Source organism: Neobacillus sp. OS1-32 (genome assembly GCF_030915425.1).
GTDB lineage: Bacteria > Bacillota > Bacilli > Bacillales > Cytobacillaceae > Neobacillus > Neobacillus paridis.
Genome location: NZ_CP133263.1, coordinates 2,282,274 through 2,297,082 on the forward strand (window position 1 = coordinate 2,282,274; position 14,809 = coordinate 2,297,082).

16 protein-coding genes, 3 pseudogenes and 1 riboswitch are annotated in these 14,809 nt (G+C 36.3%); of the genes and pseudogenes, 9 read left to right on the forward strand and 10 right to left on the reverse strand.

The window, feature by feature from the left end; translation table 11 throughout:
- Nucleotides 1–167: 167 nt before the first annotated feature.
- Nucleotides 168–788 carry a LysE/ArgO family amino acid transporter gene (locus tag RCG24_RS11485; RefSeq protein WP_308077003.1) on the reverse strand — a complete coding sequence of 207 codons (621 nt, stop codon included), beginning with the start codon at nucleotides 786–788 and terminating at the stop codon, nucleotides 168–170.
- A gap of 121 nt (nucleotides 789–909) precedes the next feature.
- Here RCG24_RS11485 and RCG24_RS11490 point away from each other — a divergent pair, with 121 nt between their 5' ends.
- Together RCG24_RS11490 and RCG24_RS11495 are read left to right on the forward strand one after the other, a co-directional pair.
- Entirely contained in the window at nucleotides 910–2,361 is a 1,452-nt protein-coding gene (locus RCG24_RS11490) for a MocR-like pyridoxine biosynthesis transcription factor PdxR (protein ID WP_308077004.1), read from the forward strand.
- Between the two features lie 99 nt (nucleotides 2,362–2,460).
- On the forward strand, nucleotides 2,461–2,919 hold the full coding sequence (locus RCG24_RS11495) for a 2-thiouracil desulfurase family protein (protein ID WP_308077005.1): 459 nt from the start codon (nucleotides 2,461–2,463) through the stop codon (nucleotides 2,917–2,919).
- Nucleotides 2,920–3,254: 335 nt separating this feature from the next.
- Here the strand turns inward: RCG24_RS11495 and RCG24_RS11500 are convergent, their stop codons facing one another.
- Nucleotides 3,255–4,652 carry a MocR-like pyridoxine biosynthesis transcription factor PdxR gene (locus RCG24_RS11500; RefSeq protein WP_308077006.1) on the reverse strand — a complete coding sequence of 466 codons (1,398 nt, stop codon included), beginning with the start codon at nucleotides 4,650–4,652 and terminating at the stop codon, nucleotides 3,255–3,257.
- A 143-nt stretch (nucleotides 4,653–4,795) separates the two neighbouring features.
- On the opposite strand from RCG24_RS11500, the gene RCG24_RS11505 reads away from it, so the two are divergent.
- Entirely contained in the window at nucleotides 4,796–4,933 is a 138-nt protein-coding gene (locus RCG24_RS11505) for a hypothetical protein (protein WP_308077007.1), read from the forward strand.
- Between the two features lie 126 nt (nucleotides 4,934–5,059).
- Here the strand turns inward: RCG24_RS11505 and RCG24_RS11510 are convergent, their stop codons facing one another.
- Nucleotides 5,060–6,148 carry a glucosaminidase domain-containing protein gene (locus tag RCG24_RS11510; protein WP_308077008.1) on the reverse strand — a complete coding sequence of 363 codons (1,089 nt, stop codon included), beginning with the start codon at nucleotides 6,146–6,148 and terminating at the stop codon, nucleotides 5,060–5,062.
- Nucleotides 6,149–6,169: 21 nt separating this feature from the next.
- A riboswitch (cyclic di-GMP riboswitch) is annotated at nucleotides 6,170–6,254 on the reverse strand.
- A gap of 429 nt (nucleotides 6,255–6,683) precedes the next feature.
- Here RCG24_RS11510 and RCG24_RS11515 point away from each other — a divergent pair.
- The gene (locus RCG24_RS11515; RefSeq protein WP_308077009.1) at nucleotides 6,684–7,481 is read left to right on the forward strand and encodes an AIM24 family protein; all 798 of its coding nucleotides are present in this window, start codon (nucleotides 6,684–6,686) and stop codon (nucleotides 7,479–7,481) included.
- Nucleotides 7,482–7,737: 256 nt separating this feature from the next.
- On the opposite strand, the pseudogene RCG24_RS11520 reads toward RCG24_RS11515, so the two are convergent.
- A pseudogene (locus tag RCG24_RS11520) lies at nucleotides 7,738–7,989 on the reverse strand (GntR family transcriptional regulator); the annotation flags it as partial.
- Between the two features lie 155 nt (nucleotides 7,990–8,144).
- On the opposite strand from RCG24_RS11520, the pseudogene RCG24_RS11525 reads away from it, so the two are divergent.
- From RCG24_RS11525 to RCG24_RS11545, 5 genes and pseudogenes are all read left to right on the forward strand, one after another.
- Nucleotides 8,145–9,452 (forward strand): annotated as a pseudogene (locus RCG24_RS11525) (APC family permease).
- A gap of 105 nt (nucleotides 9,453–9,557) precedes the next feature.
- Nucleotides 9,558–9,754 (forward strand): annotated as a pseudogene (locus RCG24_RS11530) (ATP-binding cassette domain-containing protein); the annotation flags it as partial.
- Nucleotides 9,755–9,758: 4 nt separating this feature from the next.
- A complete protein-coding gene (locus tag RCG24_RS11535; protein WP_308079237.1) occupies nucleotides 9,759–10,091 on the forward strand; it encodes a hypothetical protein in 333 nt (110 codons plus the stop codon).
- A gap of 232 nt (nucleotides 10,092–10,323) precedes the next feature.
- Complete coding sequence (locus RCG24_RS11540; RefSeq protein WP_308077010.1) at nucleotides 10,324–10,569, forward strand: hypothetical protein; 246 nt, start codon at nucleotides 10,324–10,326, stop codon at nucleotides 10,567–10,569.
- Nucleotides 10,569–10,949 (forward strand): aspartyl protease family protein, encoded by a 381-nt coding sequence (locus RCG24_RS11545; RefSeq protein ID WP_308077011.1) that lies wholly within the window; start codon nucleotides 10,569–10,571, stop codon nucleotides 10,947–10,949. The genes RCG24_RS11540 and RCG24_RS11545 overlap by 1 nt, the downstream gene beginning before the upstream one ends.
- Nucleotides 10,950–11,517: 568 nt before the next feature.
- On the opposite strand, the gene RCG24_RS11550 is transcribed toward RCG24_RS11545, so the two are convergent.
- The 6 genes from RCG24_RS11550 to RCG24_RS11575 all read right to left on the reverse strand — a co-directional run bounded on the left by RCG24_RS11550 (nucleotide 11,518) and on the right by RCG24_RS11575 (nucleotide 14,783).
- Nucleotides 11,518–11,997 carry an MGMT family protein gene (locus tag RCG24_RS11550; RefSeq protein WP_308077012.1) on the reverse strand — a complete coding sequence of 160 codons (480 nt, stop codon included), beginning with the start codon at nucleotides 11,995–11,997 and terminating at the stop codon, nucleotides 11,518–11,520.
- Nucleotides 11,998–12,087: 90 nt separating this feature from the next.
- Nucleotides 12,088–12,582, reverse strand: coding sequence for a nucleotidyltransferase domain-containing protein (locus RCG24_RS11555; protein WP_308077013.1), 495 nt, complete (start codon nucleotides 12,580–12,582; stop codon nucleotides 12,088–12,090).
- Nucleotides 12,583–12,714: 132 nt separating this feature from the next.
- Nucleotides 12,715–13,161 (reverse strand): hypothetical protein, encoded by a 447-nt coding sequence (locus tag RCG24_RS11560; protein ID WP_308077014.1) that lies wholly within the window; start codon nucleotides 13,159–13,161, stop codon nucleotides 12,715–12,717.
- Between the two features lie 15 nt (nucleotides 13,162–13,176).
- Nucleotides 13,177–13,746, reverse strand: a complete 570-nt coding sequence (locus tag RCG24_RS11565; RefSeq protein WP_308079160.1) for a hypothetical protein — start codon at nucleotides 13,744–13,746, stop codon at nucleotides 13,177–13,179.
- A 61-nt stretch (nucleotides 13,747–13,807) separates the two neighbouring features.
- Nucleotides 13,808–14,041 carry a single-stranded DNA-binding protein gene (locus RCG24_RS11570; RefSeq protein WP_308077015.1) on the reverse strand — a complete coding sequence of 78 codons (234 nt, stop codon included), beginning with the start codon at nucleotides 14,039–14,041 and terminating at the stop codon, nucleotides 13,808–13,810.
- A gap of 130 nt (nucleotides 14,042–14,171) precedes the next feature.
- Nucleotides 14,172–14,783 (reverse strand): GrpB family protein, encoded by a 612-nt coding sequence (locus tag RCG24_RS11575; protein WP_308077016.1) that lies wholly within the window; start codon nucleotides 14,781–14,783, stop codon nucleotides 14,172–14,174.
- Between the last annotated feature and the right edge of the window lie 26 nt (nucleotides 14,784–14,809).

The window sequence follows — 14,809 nt, forward strand, 5'->3', positions numbered from 1 at the left end:
CAGGCACTGTCAATTCTATAAAATTTATATTATATCACAGCTGAACACATCTATTTAACCCTGTACTAATCTTGAGGGGATGAAATCCAATTTGCTGGCATTGCCCGCAGCCGCCGCAAGAAATTCTTTTCTCCAATAAGAATTTCCATTTTTACTTGAATGTTATTCTAATCACCTATAACCTTAATTCCGATATAAACTGCTATTCCCCATATAATAAACGCTGATACTTGATTAAATCGTTTGATCAATTTACCAGTTGTATCAACTTTTCCAAAAATTCTTCCCGCAATCGCCAAACCAAAAAACCATATCCATGAAACACTAATACAGGATAATGCAAAGATAACTAACTCATTTCCTTTGTAGCTCAATGAATTAAAGCCAATCACTCCAATAGTATCAATGATTGCATGGGGATTAAGAAAGGAAGCTGATGTCGCAAATATAATCTGCCGTTTTGCAGTTAATTGCACATTCTTTTGCTGTTTCCCTTTATTTTCAGAATCACTTCTAAAAATAGACCAGCCCATATAGATTAGAAAGCAAAATCCAATAATAAAGATTAAATTGGTCAGCCATTCAAAACGAAAAACAATGATTGAAACACCTGTGACCGCTAAAAGGATTAAAATTGTATCACAAATAGACGCTGTAATAATAGCAGGTGTTGCGCGTAAGAATCTTTTTTGTGTAGCTCCTTGATTAAAAATAAAAACATTTTGAACCCCAAGTGGCAGAATTAAGCCGAAAGCTAATGCTGTTCCATGGATAAATGCCTCAATCATTATGTTTCCTCCTTTTTTGAAAATATTTTATAGGAAGAATACGGTGAAGTCTCCAACCAATTGGGTGGGCTTTAAACCAACCAATTGTTATAATAAAAGAAAAACAGGAGTGCATTAAGATATGTCTAATCTTGAATGGGTGCCAAACCGTTCTTCTCAACTCCCCTTACATCAACAAATTTACGCATATATGAAACGGAAAATCATGAATGGGGAATGGACAATAGGCACAAAAATACCTCCACAAAGAACATTAGCTCTGCAGTTTAATGTAAATCGAAGTACAATTGTTACAGTTCTTGACGAATTAGTTGCAGATGGGTTAATTCAAGCAAAAGTTGGCAGAGGTACAGTTGTCATGAATAATACCTGGAGCATCATTTCCTCTACCCCACCACCCGATTGGAGAAATTATGTAAAATCAGGTACATATCAACCCAACCAATCAATCATACAGGATATTAATAATGCCGAATCTAGACCGGATATTATTCGTCTTGGAACAGGTGAACTCGCACCCGAACTTTTACCGTCTGAAAAGATGAAAAAAGTCTTTCTTCAAAACAAAAAACACCCACTTTCTCTTAGCTATACGGAACCGAAAGGAGATCTTTATTTAAGAGAACAGATTTGTAACTTTTTAAAAACAAAAGGAATTGCGGTTACACCTGCATCCATATTAATTGTTTCTGGCGGCCTTCAGGCATTACAGTTAATTTCTCTAGGGCTATTACATAAAGGTTCCACTATTTTTCATGAAACACCATCTTATCTAACATCTATTAATCTATTTCAGTCCGCGGGGATGAACTTATTTGGGATTCCGATGGAAAATGAGGGAATGAAAATAGATTTATTAGGGCAATTAAAACGACAACATAATGGGGCATTGCTCTATACCATTCCTTCTTTTCACAACCCAACAGGCGTTTCAATATCGAAGACTAGAAGAAAACAACTTCTGGATGTTTGCAGTAAGGAAAGACTTCCAATTATTGAAGATGATGTTTATGGAGATTTATGGTTTGAGCAACCTGAACCAAAACCGCTAAAAGCCACAGACCAGCAAGGACTTGTTTTATATATGGGGAGCATGTCCAAAACTTTGGGTCCTGGTTTACGAATTGGCTGGCTTGTCGGCCCAGAACCAGCAATAGATCGTTTATCTGATATTAAGATGCAAACTGATTATGGATCAAGCACATTATCGCAATATGCTGTTGCAGAATGGCTTGCAAGTGGCTTGTATGAAGAACATCTTCATCATATAAGAAAAGAGTTGAAAATCCGTAGGGATTTAACTCTTCAAATTCTCGAAAAATATTTCTCAGAGATTGCAACATGGAATATTCCAAAAGGTGGTTTTTATATTTGGCTCAAATTAAACATGGATGTATCTATGAATAAATTATTTAAGAAGGGGTTGAAAGAAGGGATTTTGATTAATCCGGGAAATATCTATGATCAAAATGATTCTACTCACCTTCGCCTCTCCTTTTCATATGCAACAGCAGAACAGCTTGAACAAGGTTTAATAAAACTTGCTGATTTAATCGAAAAAAGGAATGATTAGAAAGATAGTTTACGACTGTCTAAATTCAAGGTATAATGCTTTTCAACTACGGTTTAGTACAGTCAGATTTAAACATTTGATCTATTTTCGGAGGGAGTTATGATTTTACTCAGTTCTTGTTTGGCGGGATTAAAGGTAAGATATAACGGTACGCATAGTTTAGATAATAGATTAGCGAAATTAATCGGAGAAAATAAAGCAGTTACTGTCTGCCCTGAATTGCTCGGAGGATTTTCAACCCCAAGGGAACCTGCTGAAATAATCGGAGGAGACGGAGAAGATGTACTGGATGGAAAGGCTAAGGTTGTAGAGAAATCGGGAAAAGATGTGACCGAACTTTATATAAAAGGAGCTTATGCTACTTTAGAAATGGCTACAAATATTAATGCAACATTAGTTGTTCTAAAAGATAATAGTCCATCCTGTGGGAGTACAATGATTTATAATGGTGAATTTATAGGTAAGAAAATTGTAGGAAATGGAGTTACTTCATCCTTACTAAAAAGAAATGGATTTCAAGTAATTTCAGAAGAACAATTTGTTACGGACTTTCTTTAAATACTAAAACTAACAAAGGGTTTGTAAGAGACACAGGATTTTAATATCCTGAACCCTGGGACACGGTAGCCTAGCGCACTTTTCGAGGTTATCAAAAGACAATGCACGTTTTCCTCGGTTTGAACTATTCGGTTTTTCCGAATAGTTGTCGTCTCTTCCAATTCACCCTCTTCGAAATGTTTTTGATATGTTCATTTATTGGATTGACATCTTTTTGAAAAAGCTCTTTTGAGTCATCCACACTGTTCGATTTTCCGAGCGGACATCTGTCTTGGGTTTTGCCTCTTTCGTTTGATAGTTGGAATTTGACTTTGAAGATTTATACAAATTCCATTTCAATTTTCCAATACTGTTCGTAGTTTACAAACCCCTTCTTTAATTTCTTCCGTCCTTAAGTTTCCATAACCAAGTATCACTTTATTTACATGTCTGCCTTTACGAATGGCATGGTGTTCTACAGGATATACCTTGACATGGTTTTGAAAAAGTCTTTTTATTATATCCTCTGTAAACTCAACTCCTTTAAATTCTGCAATAAGATGTAGGCCGGTAGAATCACCTAAAATCTTCGCAGTTTTTCCAAACTCCTGCAAAAAAACTTCCCTCAATGCTTTTCGCCTTTTCATGTAAACTTTTCTCATTTTACGAATATGACGTTCCAGGAGTCCTTCTTCAATGAAACGAGCAAGGATCATTTGATTGAGTGAAGGAGTGTGGAGGTCATGAAACCATTTAAGGCTTTTACACCGCTCAATAAGAGCTTGAGGAAGCACCAGATAACCCATTCGCAAGGCTGGAGAAAGATTTTTGCTAAATGTCCCAACATAAATGACTCTTTCAGAATCCAATCCTTGAAGGGAGCTGATAGGTTCGCCATTATAGCGAAATTCACTGTCGTAATCGTCCTCAACAATATAACACTCGTTTGCTCTGGCATATTGAATGAGTTGAATTCTGCGTTGAATGGGCAAAATACTGCCTAATGGAAACTGATGAGATGGAGTTACAAAAATAAACCTCGGTTTTTCACTATCTGAAAGTAAATCTGTTCGCATTCCTTGCTCATCAACAGGAATCGGTATTAAAGAAGCACCAGTCGATGTGAAAATAGTTTGAATTTCATTTGTAATCGGGTCTTCGATGAAAACCTTATCACCTTGGGAAAGCAGTAGTTTCGTTATCAAAGAAAAGGCTTGAGTTGCTCCCGTTGTAATGACGATTTGGTCAGCATGGCATTTTACCCCTCTTGTTTTTCTTAGATATTGTGAAAGAATCTTTCTTAATTCCAAACGCCCTTCAGGATGGTCATATCCAAAGGTATAATCTGGAGCTTCTAAACATACTTCTTTTGCCAACCTTCCCCAATCCTTTTTTGGAAACATGTCTAAGGCAGGTATCCCTGAACGAAAATCAATCACGTCTTTTTCCTGGATACACTCTTCTGAAATTTCCAAGGTTGTCGTTTGTTCCTCCTGCATTTGCTCCAAAAATGCTCCTTCAGCTACAAAAGTACCTGAACCCTGATGACCAACAATATATCCTTCCGCCAATAATTGCTCAAATGCCTCAATCACAACATTACGTGAGATTCCCAAGTGGGAAGCACACTCACGAGTAGCTGGTAGCTTTTCTCCTGCTCTTAGCTCTCCATGTAAAATTAGTTTTCGTATGTATTCATAAACCTGTCTCTTCAAAGGAATATCCAGTGTGCGGTCAATCGGAATCCACAGCATCCCTTTCTCCTCCCTCAAAATTGGTACTCTAAAAATTACTCTAAATTAGCTCTTATTCTAACCATTTTATCATGATACCGTAAAAATGCATGATAATTCAAAACAGATTATAGGAGGTACATAACAATCATGGAGGCAATCGAATGCAGTTACAAAGAACATTAGGTTGGAAAGAAGCAACTTCTCTTGGGATTGGTGCAATGGTCGGGGCAGGGATATTTGTGCTTAGTGGAGTTGCACAGGCAAAGCAGAACCTGCAGTTATGGTCTCATTTATTTTAGCCTCCTTACTCGCCATTTTTCTATTTCTCTTCATGAAATGTGGTTAGGAAAATAAAACGTAAGAAGGCAACGACCGCTGGGATAATTGCCTTTCTTTAAATAAGGAACCTTTCCAAAGACAAGTCCTTAATTTGATGCAGCAATGGCACCTGCTTGTACATCGTACTGAGTCAAGTTGTGAGTCTTAATTATAGATTGTAATAGATTGGCATAGTTGGGATCAGTAGCATAACCGTCTTGCTGAATGTTTACAGTTGCTTCCCTGTAATCTGTTACACCAATAATGTTGGCATATCTTGGCTTTAGTAAGAACTTGGTATGGTCAACTGTGGAATCATGTAAGCTACGATACTTTCTAAATTTTTCATTTGCAGTGAATGGAACCCCTTTGACATCATATTCTAGAGTAGGCAGGATGACATAATCACCAGTCCAATAATAATCAGCCTTGATACCAAAGTAGTTGTTAGCATTTACTGACAACCAAGAGAATCCATAGCACGACTCAAGAATAGCTTGTGCAATTGTTAATGAAGGTAAAATCTTGTAATCCTTCCAAGCTTGTATTGCATCTGGTGCTACTTGATTTATGAAGTTTACTTTTTCTTGTGTAGTAAGGTTGTATTTAGTAATATAGTCTACAGCTTGTAATTGAGGTGCAGGCTGCGATACTGGTTGTTCTACATAACCTTCGGATGCGGTTAAACGTAGAACTTGCCCAACATAAATCGTGTCAGAGGTTAGATTGTTGTATCTTTTAATATTTTCTACTGTCAATCCATTTGCTTTAGCGATTAAAGATAGGTTGTCACCCGCCATAACTGTATATGTATCTACATGAGGCTGTTCTACAACGGGCGGTTTTACTGGTTTAGGTGCAGGTTTTGCGGTTTTAACCACTGGCTTTGGATTCGTTTTAGGCTTCTTTACCGTTTTAGTAGGTTTCACTATTTTCGATGTTTTTGTACGAGTTTTTGATGATGTTGATGGAATTCTCAACACTCGACCAACTTTTATCTTGTTAGCGTTTACAATCTTATTTGCAGATTTTAAACTTGCTAGAGATACCTTATACTTTTTGGCAATTGCTGATAGGATGTCTCCTGACTTAACAGTATATGTTATTGTAGCGGCATTTGCTGGTAACATTGTTAAGGGTGTTAAAATTGATACGGATAATGCTGTCGTTACAATGGCCTTCTTGATCTTTTTCAAACTAAACTTCCCCCTATATTCTTCAGTAACCCAGCCACCATAGCTTATTTGCTTTAGGTCTGTGGTTTTGCGAGACTATCTTTCGATAGCTGTGCTTTTTTCGAATGAGGAATGTTATTATCTCTATCTATACCTCACAAAACTATCATATTAAATTTTTTTCATAGGATATAGGGGGAATGGTTTCCAAAATTCAATAGTACAGAAGAATACCTTACAGAACGTAAAAAGGCAACACCCAAAGGGTTAGTTGCCTTTCGATACTATGCCAAGAAGATAGACACAGATTTTTCTAGCGCACTTCACATGGTGGCCTTGATAAAAAAGTTTAAATAAAGAGAAATTTAAACTTCCTCATAAAAGTAACGTTTTTCTCAGTATTTGAAATTTGCAATAACCATTTTTATCGTGTATAAGCTGAATATGGTAATATGACCTATGACTTTAATTTCTGCATTTTAAATAAATTTTCCTGCTCTGAATATGCAATGCCTGTCAGTTTGATATAATAAAAAAATGGAAAGGGGAATTTGTAATGTCAGATGCATATCAAGTTATTTCTTTTGTTGAAAACCAAAACATGAAAATTGAAATTTTAGAATATCAAAATCTAGGCGGGAATGATAATTTTACCGTTGCTGAAAAATTATATTATGCTCAAAAGTCAAATATAAAATTAAGACAAGTTAGGATTACACTAAAGAATAGCTCCTTAACAGCGGAAGCCGGTGCTCTTCAGTTGATGAAAGGGAATATTACATTAAAAAGCTTAGGTGGATCTGGCGCCAAAGGGTTTTTCAAAGGACTAGCCTCCAACGTTTTAGCAAATGAATCCATGATCAAACCGCAATACCAAGGCAGCGGAATTATTTATCTGGAACCCAGTTTCAAACACTACATGATTGTGGAACTTGACAACGAAGAAATCATTGCAGATAAAGGTCTATTTTATGCTTGTGAATCCAGTGTTTCCGTTTCCGTTCAGGCAATGAAAAATATCTCTTCCGCCATTGTCGGAGGGGAAGGGCTATTCCAAACGAAAGTTTCCGGAAGCGGATTTTGCGTATTTGAAATACCGGTTCCGGAAGACGAGCTTGTGGAATTTGAAATTCAAAATGAAACGGTTCAAGTTGATGGGAACTTCACACTTTTCCGAGTTGGCAACATTGACTTTACCGTTGAAAAGTCATCAAAAAGCATTTTCGGTTCTGTTGCTTCAGGAGAAGGATTACTTCAAACATTTAGAGGGACGGGAAAAGTCATTATAGCACCAACATTACCTGTTTACCAAAAATTAGTTCATGCTCTTACCCCAACGCCACCGGAGAAATAGGATAAGGGGCAGTCCGAAGACATAGCATAATTAAAGTAGTTAATATGGGTTCAATATCGGTTGTATTAGAATAGGGATTGAGGAAACTAGAAATAATCCATAGACAAATGGAAAGTCCCCTGAAATCAACCGTAATATGGCTGGTTTTTTTCGAATATCTTACACCCCCTCAATTCCCTATATTAAGTTTTATGGAGCAAAAGGAACAAAGTACCTAATCATAAATTTCCAGGATTGTCGTTTGTTCCTCCTGTATTTGCTCCAAAAATGCTCCTTTATCTACAAAAGTACCTGAATCCTGCTGTCCAATGATATATCCTTCTGCCAATAATTGCTCCAACGCTTCAATCACAACATTACGTGAAATTCCTAATTGGGAAGCACATTCACGAGTGGCTGGTAGCCTTTCTCCTGCTTTTAACTCTCCATGTAAAATTAGCTTTCGTATGTATTCATAAACCTGTCTCTTCAAAGGAATATCCAGTGTGCGGTCAATCGGAATCCACAGCTTCTCTTTCTCCTCCCTTAAAATTGGTACTCTAAAAATTACTCTAAATTGGCTCTTATTCTAACCATTTTATCATGATACCGTAAAGGAGCAGGAAAATTTTAAAACTATTGAACAGATTATAGGAGGTACATAACGATCATGGAGGCAATCGAATGCAGTTACAAAGGACATTAGGTTGGAAAGAAGCGACTTCTCTTGGAATTGGAGCAATGGTCGGAGCTGGGATATTTGTTCTTAGTGGGGTCGCAACAGGCAAAGCAGGACCTGCAGTTATGGTTTCTTTTATTTTAGCTTCCTTACTCGCCATATTATTAGGGCTATGTTATGGAGAATTAGCATCACGATATCCAAGGGCTGGTGGTTCATATGAATATGCACGAGAAACAATGGGAGGTTTTATTGGAACGATTGTTGGTTGGGCATATTGGGGAGCTTGGTTGGCCGCCAGTAGTTTCGTCTCACAAGGTTTTGGTCATTATTTAAATGCTCTTACTGGTGCTCCCCCAAAGTTAAGTGCAGTCCTTTTACTCATTGGTTTAGGGATGTTAAATATTGTTGGAATTAAATTCAGTGGAAAGCTCCAAGTCGGGATCGTCTGTACAGTGATTGCTGTACTTATAGGATTTTTCATTATAGGGATTAAGCATGTTGACTTCTCTTAGTATCAACCTTTTTCCCCTAATGGGTTTTCTGGAATATTAGAAGCTACATTGGTGGGATTTCTCTCGATTGTCGGTTGGGATGCCATTGTTGCTTCAGGAGAGGAAATACGAAATCCAAAAAAGACGATACCTTTAGCCATTATTACTTCCATAATGGTTGTTTTATTTCTTTATTTAGGGCTTTTATTTGTCTCCATTGGGGTTATACCTTGGCAAGAATTCGGAGCTTCGGATGTCCCTGTTGCTTTAGCCAGTCAACAATTTTTCGGAAACGTTGGTCCAATCTTTATTAGTTTGGTCATTGTTTTGGCGTTACCAGCGACATGCAATGCCTTTATCATTACAATTTCGAGAACTGCATTTGCGATGGGGAGAAATGGCTTATTACCGAAGAAGACAGCCTATATTCATCCACGTTTTCAAACACCTATTTGGGCGATTACACTTGGAGTCGGCATTCAAATTGCATTTACACTGATAAGTTCGATAAATATTGCTGTAACAGCTACAGGATTTTTATACCTTTTAACTTTCATTTTTACGATGATTGCCTTTTTCATCTCAAGAAAACGAAACACAATAAAAGATCCAGAAACACAATTTTACGTTCCATTTTATCCAGTCATCCCTATTTCGGCTTTACTTATCTGTTTGGGCTTACTTATACCCGTTGGAAAGTCTGGTTTTTTAACAGGACTGCTATGGATATGCTTTGGAATATGCATTTACATTTTAAGATTAAGATTCATTGCGACTACTGACAAAGTTGATATCCAAAATAATGCAACGAATATGTAGGCAGGTTCAAGTGTCGAACCTGCTTTTTTGTACTTCGTAAGTAAAACTGAATCTCTCAACTTCCATTAAAGCGATTGTAATATTTCATAATTTGGAGGTAGAAAAATGCTCGAGGTTCAACATTTAACAAAGAAATTTAAAAATGGTAAAGGGATTTTTGATGTTACTTTTTCAATAAAAAGGGGGAAGTCTTTGGCTTTTTGGAACCTAATGGTGCTGGAAAATCTACGACTATTCGCCACATCATAGGGTTTATGAAAGCTGATGGAGGATTTATCAAAATAGATGGATTAGATACATGGATCGATGGCCTATTTATTGTCTACTCCAACGACAAGAGGAAAGGTTGCATTTACACAAGCAAGTGTTTTTATAACAGGATTATTCTTGATAACGGCTATTACAACCGTTTGTGGTATTGTTGGAATTCGTATTTTTATAGATGACACCAGTTCTTTTCATACAGAGCGATTTATCCAGTTGAATGTAGCAGCTTTTGCCCTGTTCTTTGCCTTAGGCGGAATTTCATTTTTGGTTTCGTCCTTGGCTAATGATGACTCAGCCAATGTTGTTGGAATCCACATTTCCCATTCACCTCAATTATTTATAATTAAAAAAGTTCTATTACACACATTATAACAAACATACATTCCTATTTCATATTATGAATTATATTTTTCTCCTTTTTTTAGGGTTTTCTATAACATCAATTTTTAAATGAAACCACTTGCTACCAATGCGTAGATAGCTGATTTAATAAATATGTATAAACTTTGAATTACCTATCCCTCTATTAATGAATAAAATGCATAAAAAAAGTGATATGAAATTAGCTATAGCTTATAATAAGAGAAAAAGGAGAGAATGATATATGAAGTGGCAGGAAGTTAGAGAATTATTCCCAAATCAGTTTGTATTAGTATCGATTCTTAATTATCATGAGGAAGAGGATAAAAAAATTATTGATGAAGTCGCACCCATTAGGTCCATTCCAGAAGAAAATGTAAATAAAGAGTTTTTTAAAGTAGAACCTGGAAATATTGTTTACCATACATCGAACAAGGAATGTATCGTTCATATTCGTAAAGACCCGTTGATGAGGGTGAGACGAATATAATGAAAATATCATTTGATGGACAACTTATTACAACATCACTTATAGTTACTTTTCGAGGAAGAACGTTACAAATCGATAATATGATTATAGATACAGGTTCCTCTCACACTGTAATTAGCCCAGATATATTAGAAGAAATAGGGGTAACGTATGAAAACGGTGACGATATTTATGAAGCATATGGAATTGGTGGTTCAGTTCCATTCTATACAAAAGTAATGGATGAAATTCAAATTGATAAATTTAATATAAAGAATATTGAAATTGATGTGGGGGTTCTTCCAAAAAATCACAATGGACTTCTAGGGTTGGATATTTTAATGACCTACAATTTTATTGTAGATATGGACAACTTAGAATTATATCCATCAAAAAAATAAAGCCGAGGATTAAGTATGATGAATAAAACTATTCTAGGAACAAAGTTTTAAAAATCCCAATATCTCTTTACTGCCAATAATTTTAACTCTACAATACCCGCACTCTTTTTCCGCTAGTTTTTTCACAAAAATTATTTCTCAAATTAAAAGATTTTTTTAGTACGTTAAAAGATTAAAAATCTAGGCAACGACAAAGCAGATGAAAATGCCTGGCATCAGCTAAATGACTTATCTCCAACAAACTTCATTCACTGGTTGAAAAGATTACTTGTGATCATGACTGCACTATCCATATTAAATATGGTTCTGTTAATCTGTTACGAGAAACATGAAAAGGCAACTCCCCATAAGGTTAGTTGCCTTCTTTTAAAATGAGTTACGAAACATACACTCCACGTGGCTCGAGAGGATAGGATTGATGTCTTTCGAGCCGTCGGTAGGCGGAAACATGTCCACGGTATATTTTGCACTAAGGGTAGGCGGGAACATATCCACTATATTCGTATAAAAGAAAGATGCGCCTTAACTTCAGATTGTGCCCATAATCTCATTGACAAATTGGAATTTGTCACTGTAATTCAAAAAGCACATTTTCATAGTTTTGAACGTAATATTTAATATTCTTCCTGCCCTTTTGAATAACTGTATGTCCCTCTTGTTCCAGTTTTTTCCGCTGTTCCTCCACACCACCAGGATTCTTTGGATTCAATTCACCATTTGCTTTTAATGTTCTCCAATATGGTGTTTCATTCTCACTTCTTTGGTAACTTGCCCATGCTACGATAGAAATAAATATTCCTGCTGTTATAGGATCGGTAAAATCAGCACTACTTAATTTTGCAAAATATTCTCTGATTTTTCCCACTGTTGTCACTTTGCCATATGGTACTAATTTCATTACCTTATCATACTCAATAGGTGGGGCAAAATACATTTTATCTCCACCATATTTTTCAATGCTTTTAGGATCTGTAATAGTTTGAAATTTGGGCATATCCTTACTATCATTCAACATTGCATTAAAATCTTTTTTATCTTCATTTGTCATATTCAGCACATCCTAACCAAAGCATAATATACATCATCAATCCATACAATGAGACAGTTTCAAAAATTTGAGTAAATTAGAATTTGTTAGTTACTTGTATTCATTCGGAACAGGAATATCAAATCTCTCGCACAATAGTTTTACATCATGCGCATCATTTTCATCATGCTCATAACCCAAGTGAAATAATACTTGATTTTCAGCATCAATACATCTTACCACTTTATCACCTATTTTCCCAATCCCACTAAACACGTCTGGGGGATATACTTCTCCCTCAAAAACAATGTATTCTTGTTCGTTAAATTTAAATATATGAAGATCAATTACTCTACCTTTAGTATCCTTCCAAACCGTGTGAGATGCGGTTGTATATGCTTCTGTAACTTCAGCAAAGCCTTTTTCTTTCAGTATTTCAACAAACTTTTTACTGTTACTTTCTTCCACAAATAAATCAATATCATTGTGTGCTCTTGTTTCCACTTCTAATAGCGCATCTACTCCCCAACCACCATCTATCCAAATGCTAATTCCATTTTCTTCAGCATATGTTATTATCTCAATGGCATCTGTTTTATTTACCATGCAATCCCTCCGTTTCAAATTAAAATTTATAAGTGATAAATCTCGAAGCTATTATTCCTAATAATATAATGCCTATTGTTCCAATCAAAGCTATAGATGAAGTTTGCCTTCTTTCGCTCGCCATAATTAGAGCTAAATCGAGGTTCTAGCAAATCCTTCACATCCATCAAATATAAACAAACCACTGACGGGAATTTGTTCGCGCAAATAATAAGTTAAATCAATATCTCCAACAGTCACTCCACCACAAAGTGAGCCTTTGAAAGCATGTTTTTTACCTTCCGTATCTGTAATCGCCATTTCCCAAGTTCCTATATCTGTAGCATAGCAATCGAATTGGTCACTATTTATGTACTGCGAAAAAAGCGCCAATATTTCTTTTGCTACAGGTTCACCAATTGCTAACTGTTGTTTTCTACAAATCTCATATTTGACAAATCCATTAGCATACTTATATGCTGTAAACCATACCCTGCCACTTGCAGATATAGTCAAATGCTGTTCCACTTCATCTTCAGGAAGTGGTTCTGGGCCGTAGCAAATATTATTGGATACAATCCTTACTTTTTGTATTTTCAATTGAACACCTCATCTTCAAATCTCGATTATGTAATATTTACGACCCTCGCTTAAGTCCTGCCAGATAAAATCATATCTGCCTGATAAGGTAATGCAATCTTCGTTTTTTCCTACACCCGTTGGTTTAAAAATACTACCGTAAACAGCATGTTCTTCTCTAAAAAATTTATAAATACCTTTATTGTTGCGTCCTTCATAGAAAGGTCTGTCTGAAACAAGGGTAACAGTAGCTGTTTTAGTAAATCCTCTGCTTTTAAGTTCTTCCGTGAACTTAATATCCTTCACGAATGAATACATCTGCTCTGGATATTGGCCATTTAATGGACACTTAAGTTCAATGGCATACTTCTCAGACTTATCTTCATTAAATATGGTTATATCTATTTCCTTCTTAATGGTTTTGTTGTCTGGTATGAAATATGACACATTCCTTTCAAATTGAATCCGATAGCCCTGAAGTTTTTTACGTAGGAATATCCCCAGCTCATGCTGGAGGCTAAACTCATTATAGATTTCAATGTTATTAGTCTTTACGTATAGGAAAAAACCAACTACTAATTGCCTTAAATCAAGCAAAGCATCCACCCCCAACTCTTACAGAAGCCACAATTCTTTACTACCATTTATAACAGTTTGTACTATTACTTCAAACCTTTTTATACCGTTGCTGATTTGAAGAAGTCTTTTCAATAGCCTTTAAATTACCATTCATTTTACTAACCCGATTAAGAAATAAAGTTCCAAGTAAAAGTCGATCCTTTCTTGGTATTCTGTTCCACACATAACCCTTAAACAGATCCTTAACCAGAAAAACTTCACCTTCATTCAGTTTTGCAGTTTCTTTGATAGCTTCTTCTAATAGCTCGTTTACATCAAACATGTTGTCCACTCCTTAAATACCAATACAATTGCAGATTGTATATACAAATCAAATACGTTTAATCTTTTTGTTAACAATTATAAACTATTGTAAATATACTGATCCAACGAAGCTCTATAAAGCGGGTGTGCTACTTCCCTGAGTTCGCCCGTCCCATGATCTCCTGGACTATCGATGTTTTGGCATCAGCGTAGTTCTGAACATGCCTCCATTTATTCTTTGCTAAGTCTTGCTTGACTTGTGCATATTTTTTCCTGTCTGCTTCATTAGACCGCAACCAATCTCGAAAGCGTAACATTCTATCAATCTCAGATGTGCCTGAACTAAACACATGCAAGTTGATATCAGTATCAGGCCCTTTGAACAGACGATGCTCGAACCACTCTGGCTCTCGAACCCGTAGTATGTAACCAGCTGCCTCCAAAGCCGGGACATAGGAAGGCTCGTCGGCTGAGTCCTCCACAACCAGCAGCATGTCTATAATTGGCTTTGCGCACAGCCCCGGTACTGAGGTTGAGCCCACGTGCTCCAACTGTATTATCTTGTCTCCCAGTATTGAACGAACCCGATTAGCTTCCCGTTCAAATAGTTCTGGCCAATGTGGATCATACTCAGTTAGGGTGATGGGGGCATTATGCGGTTTCAACTTGCCCACGGTGATCTTCTGAAGATCTTCATCACTCGTATACTGGTTTTCTGTTTCTTTTATTGCTCTATCTGGCCATTTATTTACATCACTCATATTGTCCACTCCTTATAATAACAATA

What these genes read in the sequence shown, in the direction of transcription:
- RCG24_RS11485 (WP_308077003.1), bottom strand. Translation starts at nt 788, where the DNA reads ATGATTGAGGCATTTATCCATGGAACAGCATTAGCTTTCGGCTTAATT.
- RCG24_RS11490 (WP_308077004.1), top strand. Translation starts at nt 910, where the DNA reads ATGTCTAATCTTGAATGGGTGCCAAACCGTTCTTCTCAACTCCCCTTA.
- RCG24_RS11495 (WP_308077005.1), top strand. Translation starts at nt 2,461, where the DNA reads ATGATTTTACTCAGTTCTTGTTTGGCGGGATTAAAGGTAAGATATAAC.
- RCG24_RS11500 (WP_308077006.1), bottom strand. Translation starts at nt 4,652, where the DNA reads ATGCTGTGGATTCCGATTGACCGCACACTGGATATTCCTTTGAAGAGA.
- RCG24_RS11505 (WP_308077007.1), top strand. Translation starts at nt 4,796, where the DNA reads ATGCAGTTACAAAGAACATTAGGTTGGAAAGAAGCAACTTCTCTTGGG.
- RCG24_RS11515 (WP_308077009.1), top strand. Translation starts at nt 6,684, where the DNA reads ATGTCAGATGCATATCAAGTTATTTCTTTTGTTGAAAACCAAAACATG.
- RCG24_RS11535 (WP_308079237.1), top strand. Translation starts at nt 9,759, where the DNA reads ATGGCCTATTTATTGTCTACTCCAACGACAAGAGGAAAGGTTGCATTT.
- RCG24_RS11540 (WP_308077010.1), top strand. Translation starts at nt 10,324, where the DNA reads ATGAAGTGGCAGGAAGTTAGAGAATTATTCCCAAATCAGTTTGTATTA.
- RCG24_RS11545 (WP_308077011.1), top strand. Translation starts at nt 10,569, where the DNA reads ATGAAAATATCATTTGATGGACAACTTATTACAACATCACTTATAGTT.
- RCG24_RS11550 (WP_308077012.1), bottom strand. Translation starts at nt 11,997, where the DNA reads ATGACAAATGAAGATAAAAAAGATTTTAATGCAATGTTGAATGATAGT.
- RCG24_RS11555 (WP_308077013.1), bottom strand. Translation starts at nt 12,582, where the DNA reads ATGGTAAATAAAACAGATGCCATTGAGATAATAACATATGCTGAAGAA.
- RCG24_RS11570 (WP_308077015.1), bottom strand. Translation starts at nt 14,041, where the DNA reads ATGTTTGATGTAAACGAGCTATTAGAAGAAGCTATCAAAGAAACTGCA.
- RCG24_RS11575 (WP_308077016.1), bottom strand. Translation starts at nt 14,783, where the DNA reads ATGAGTGATGTAAATAAATGGCCAGATAGAGCAATAAAAGAAACAGAA.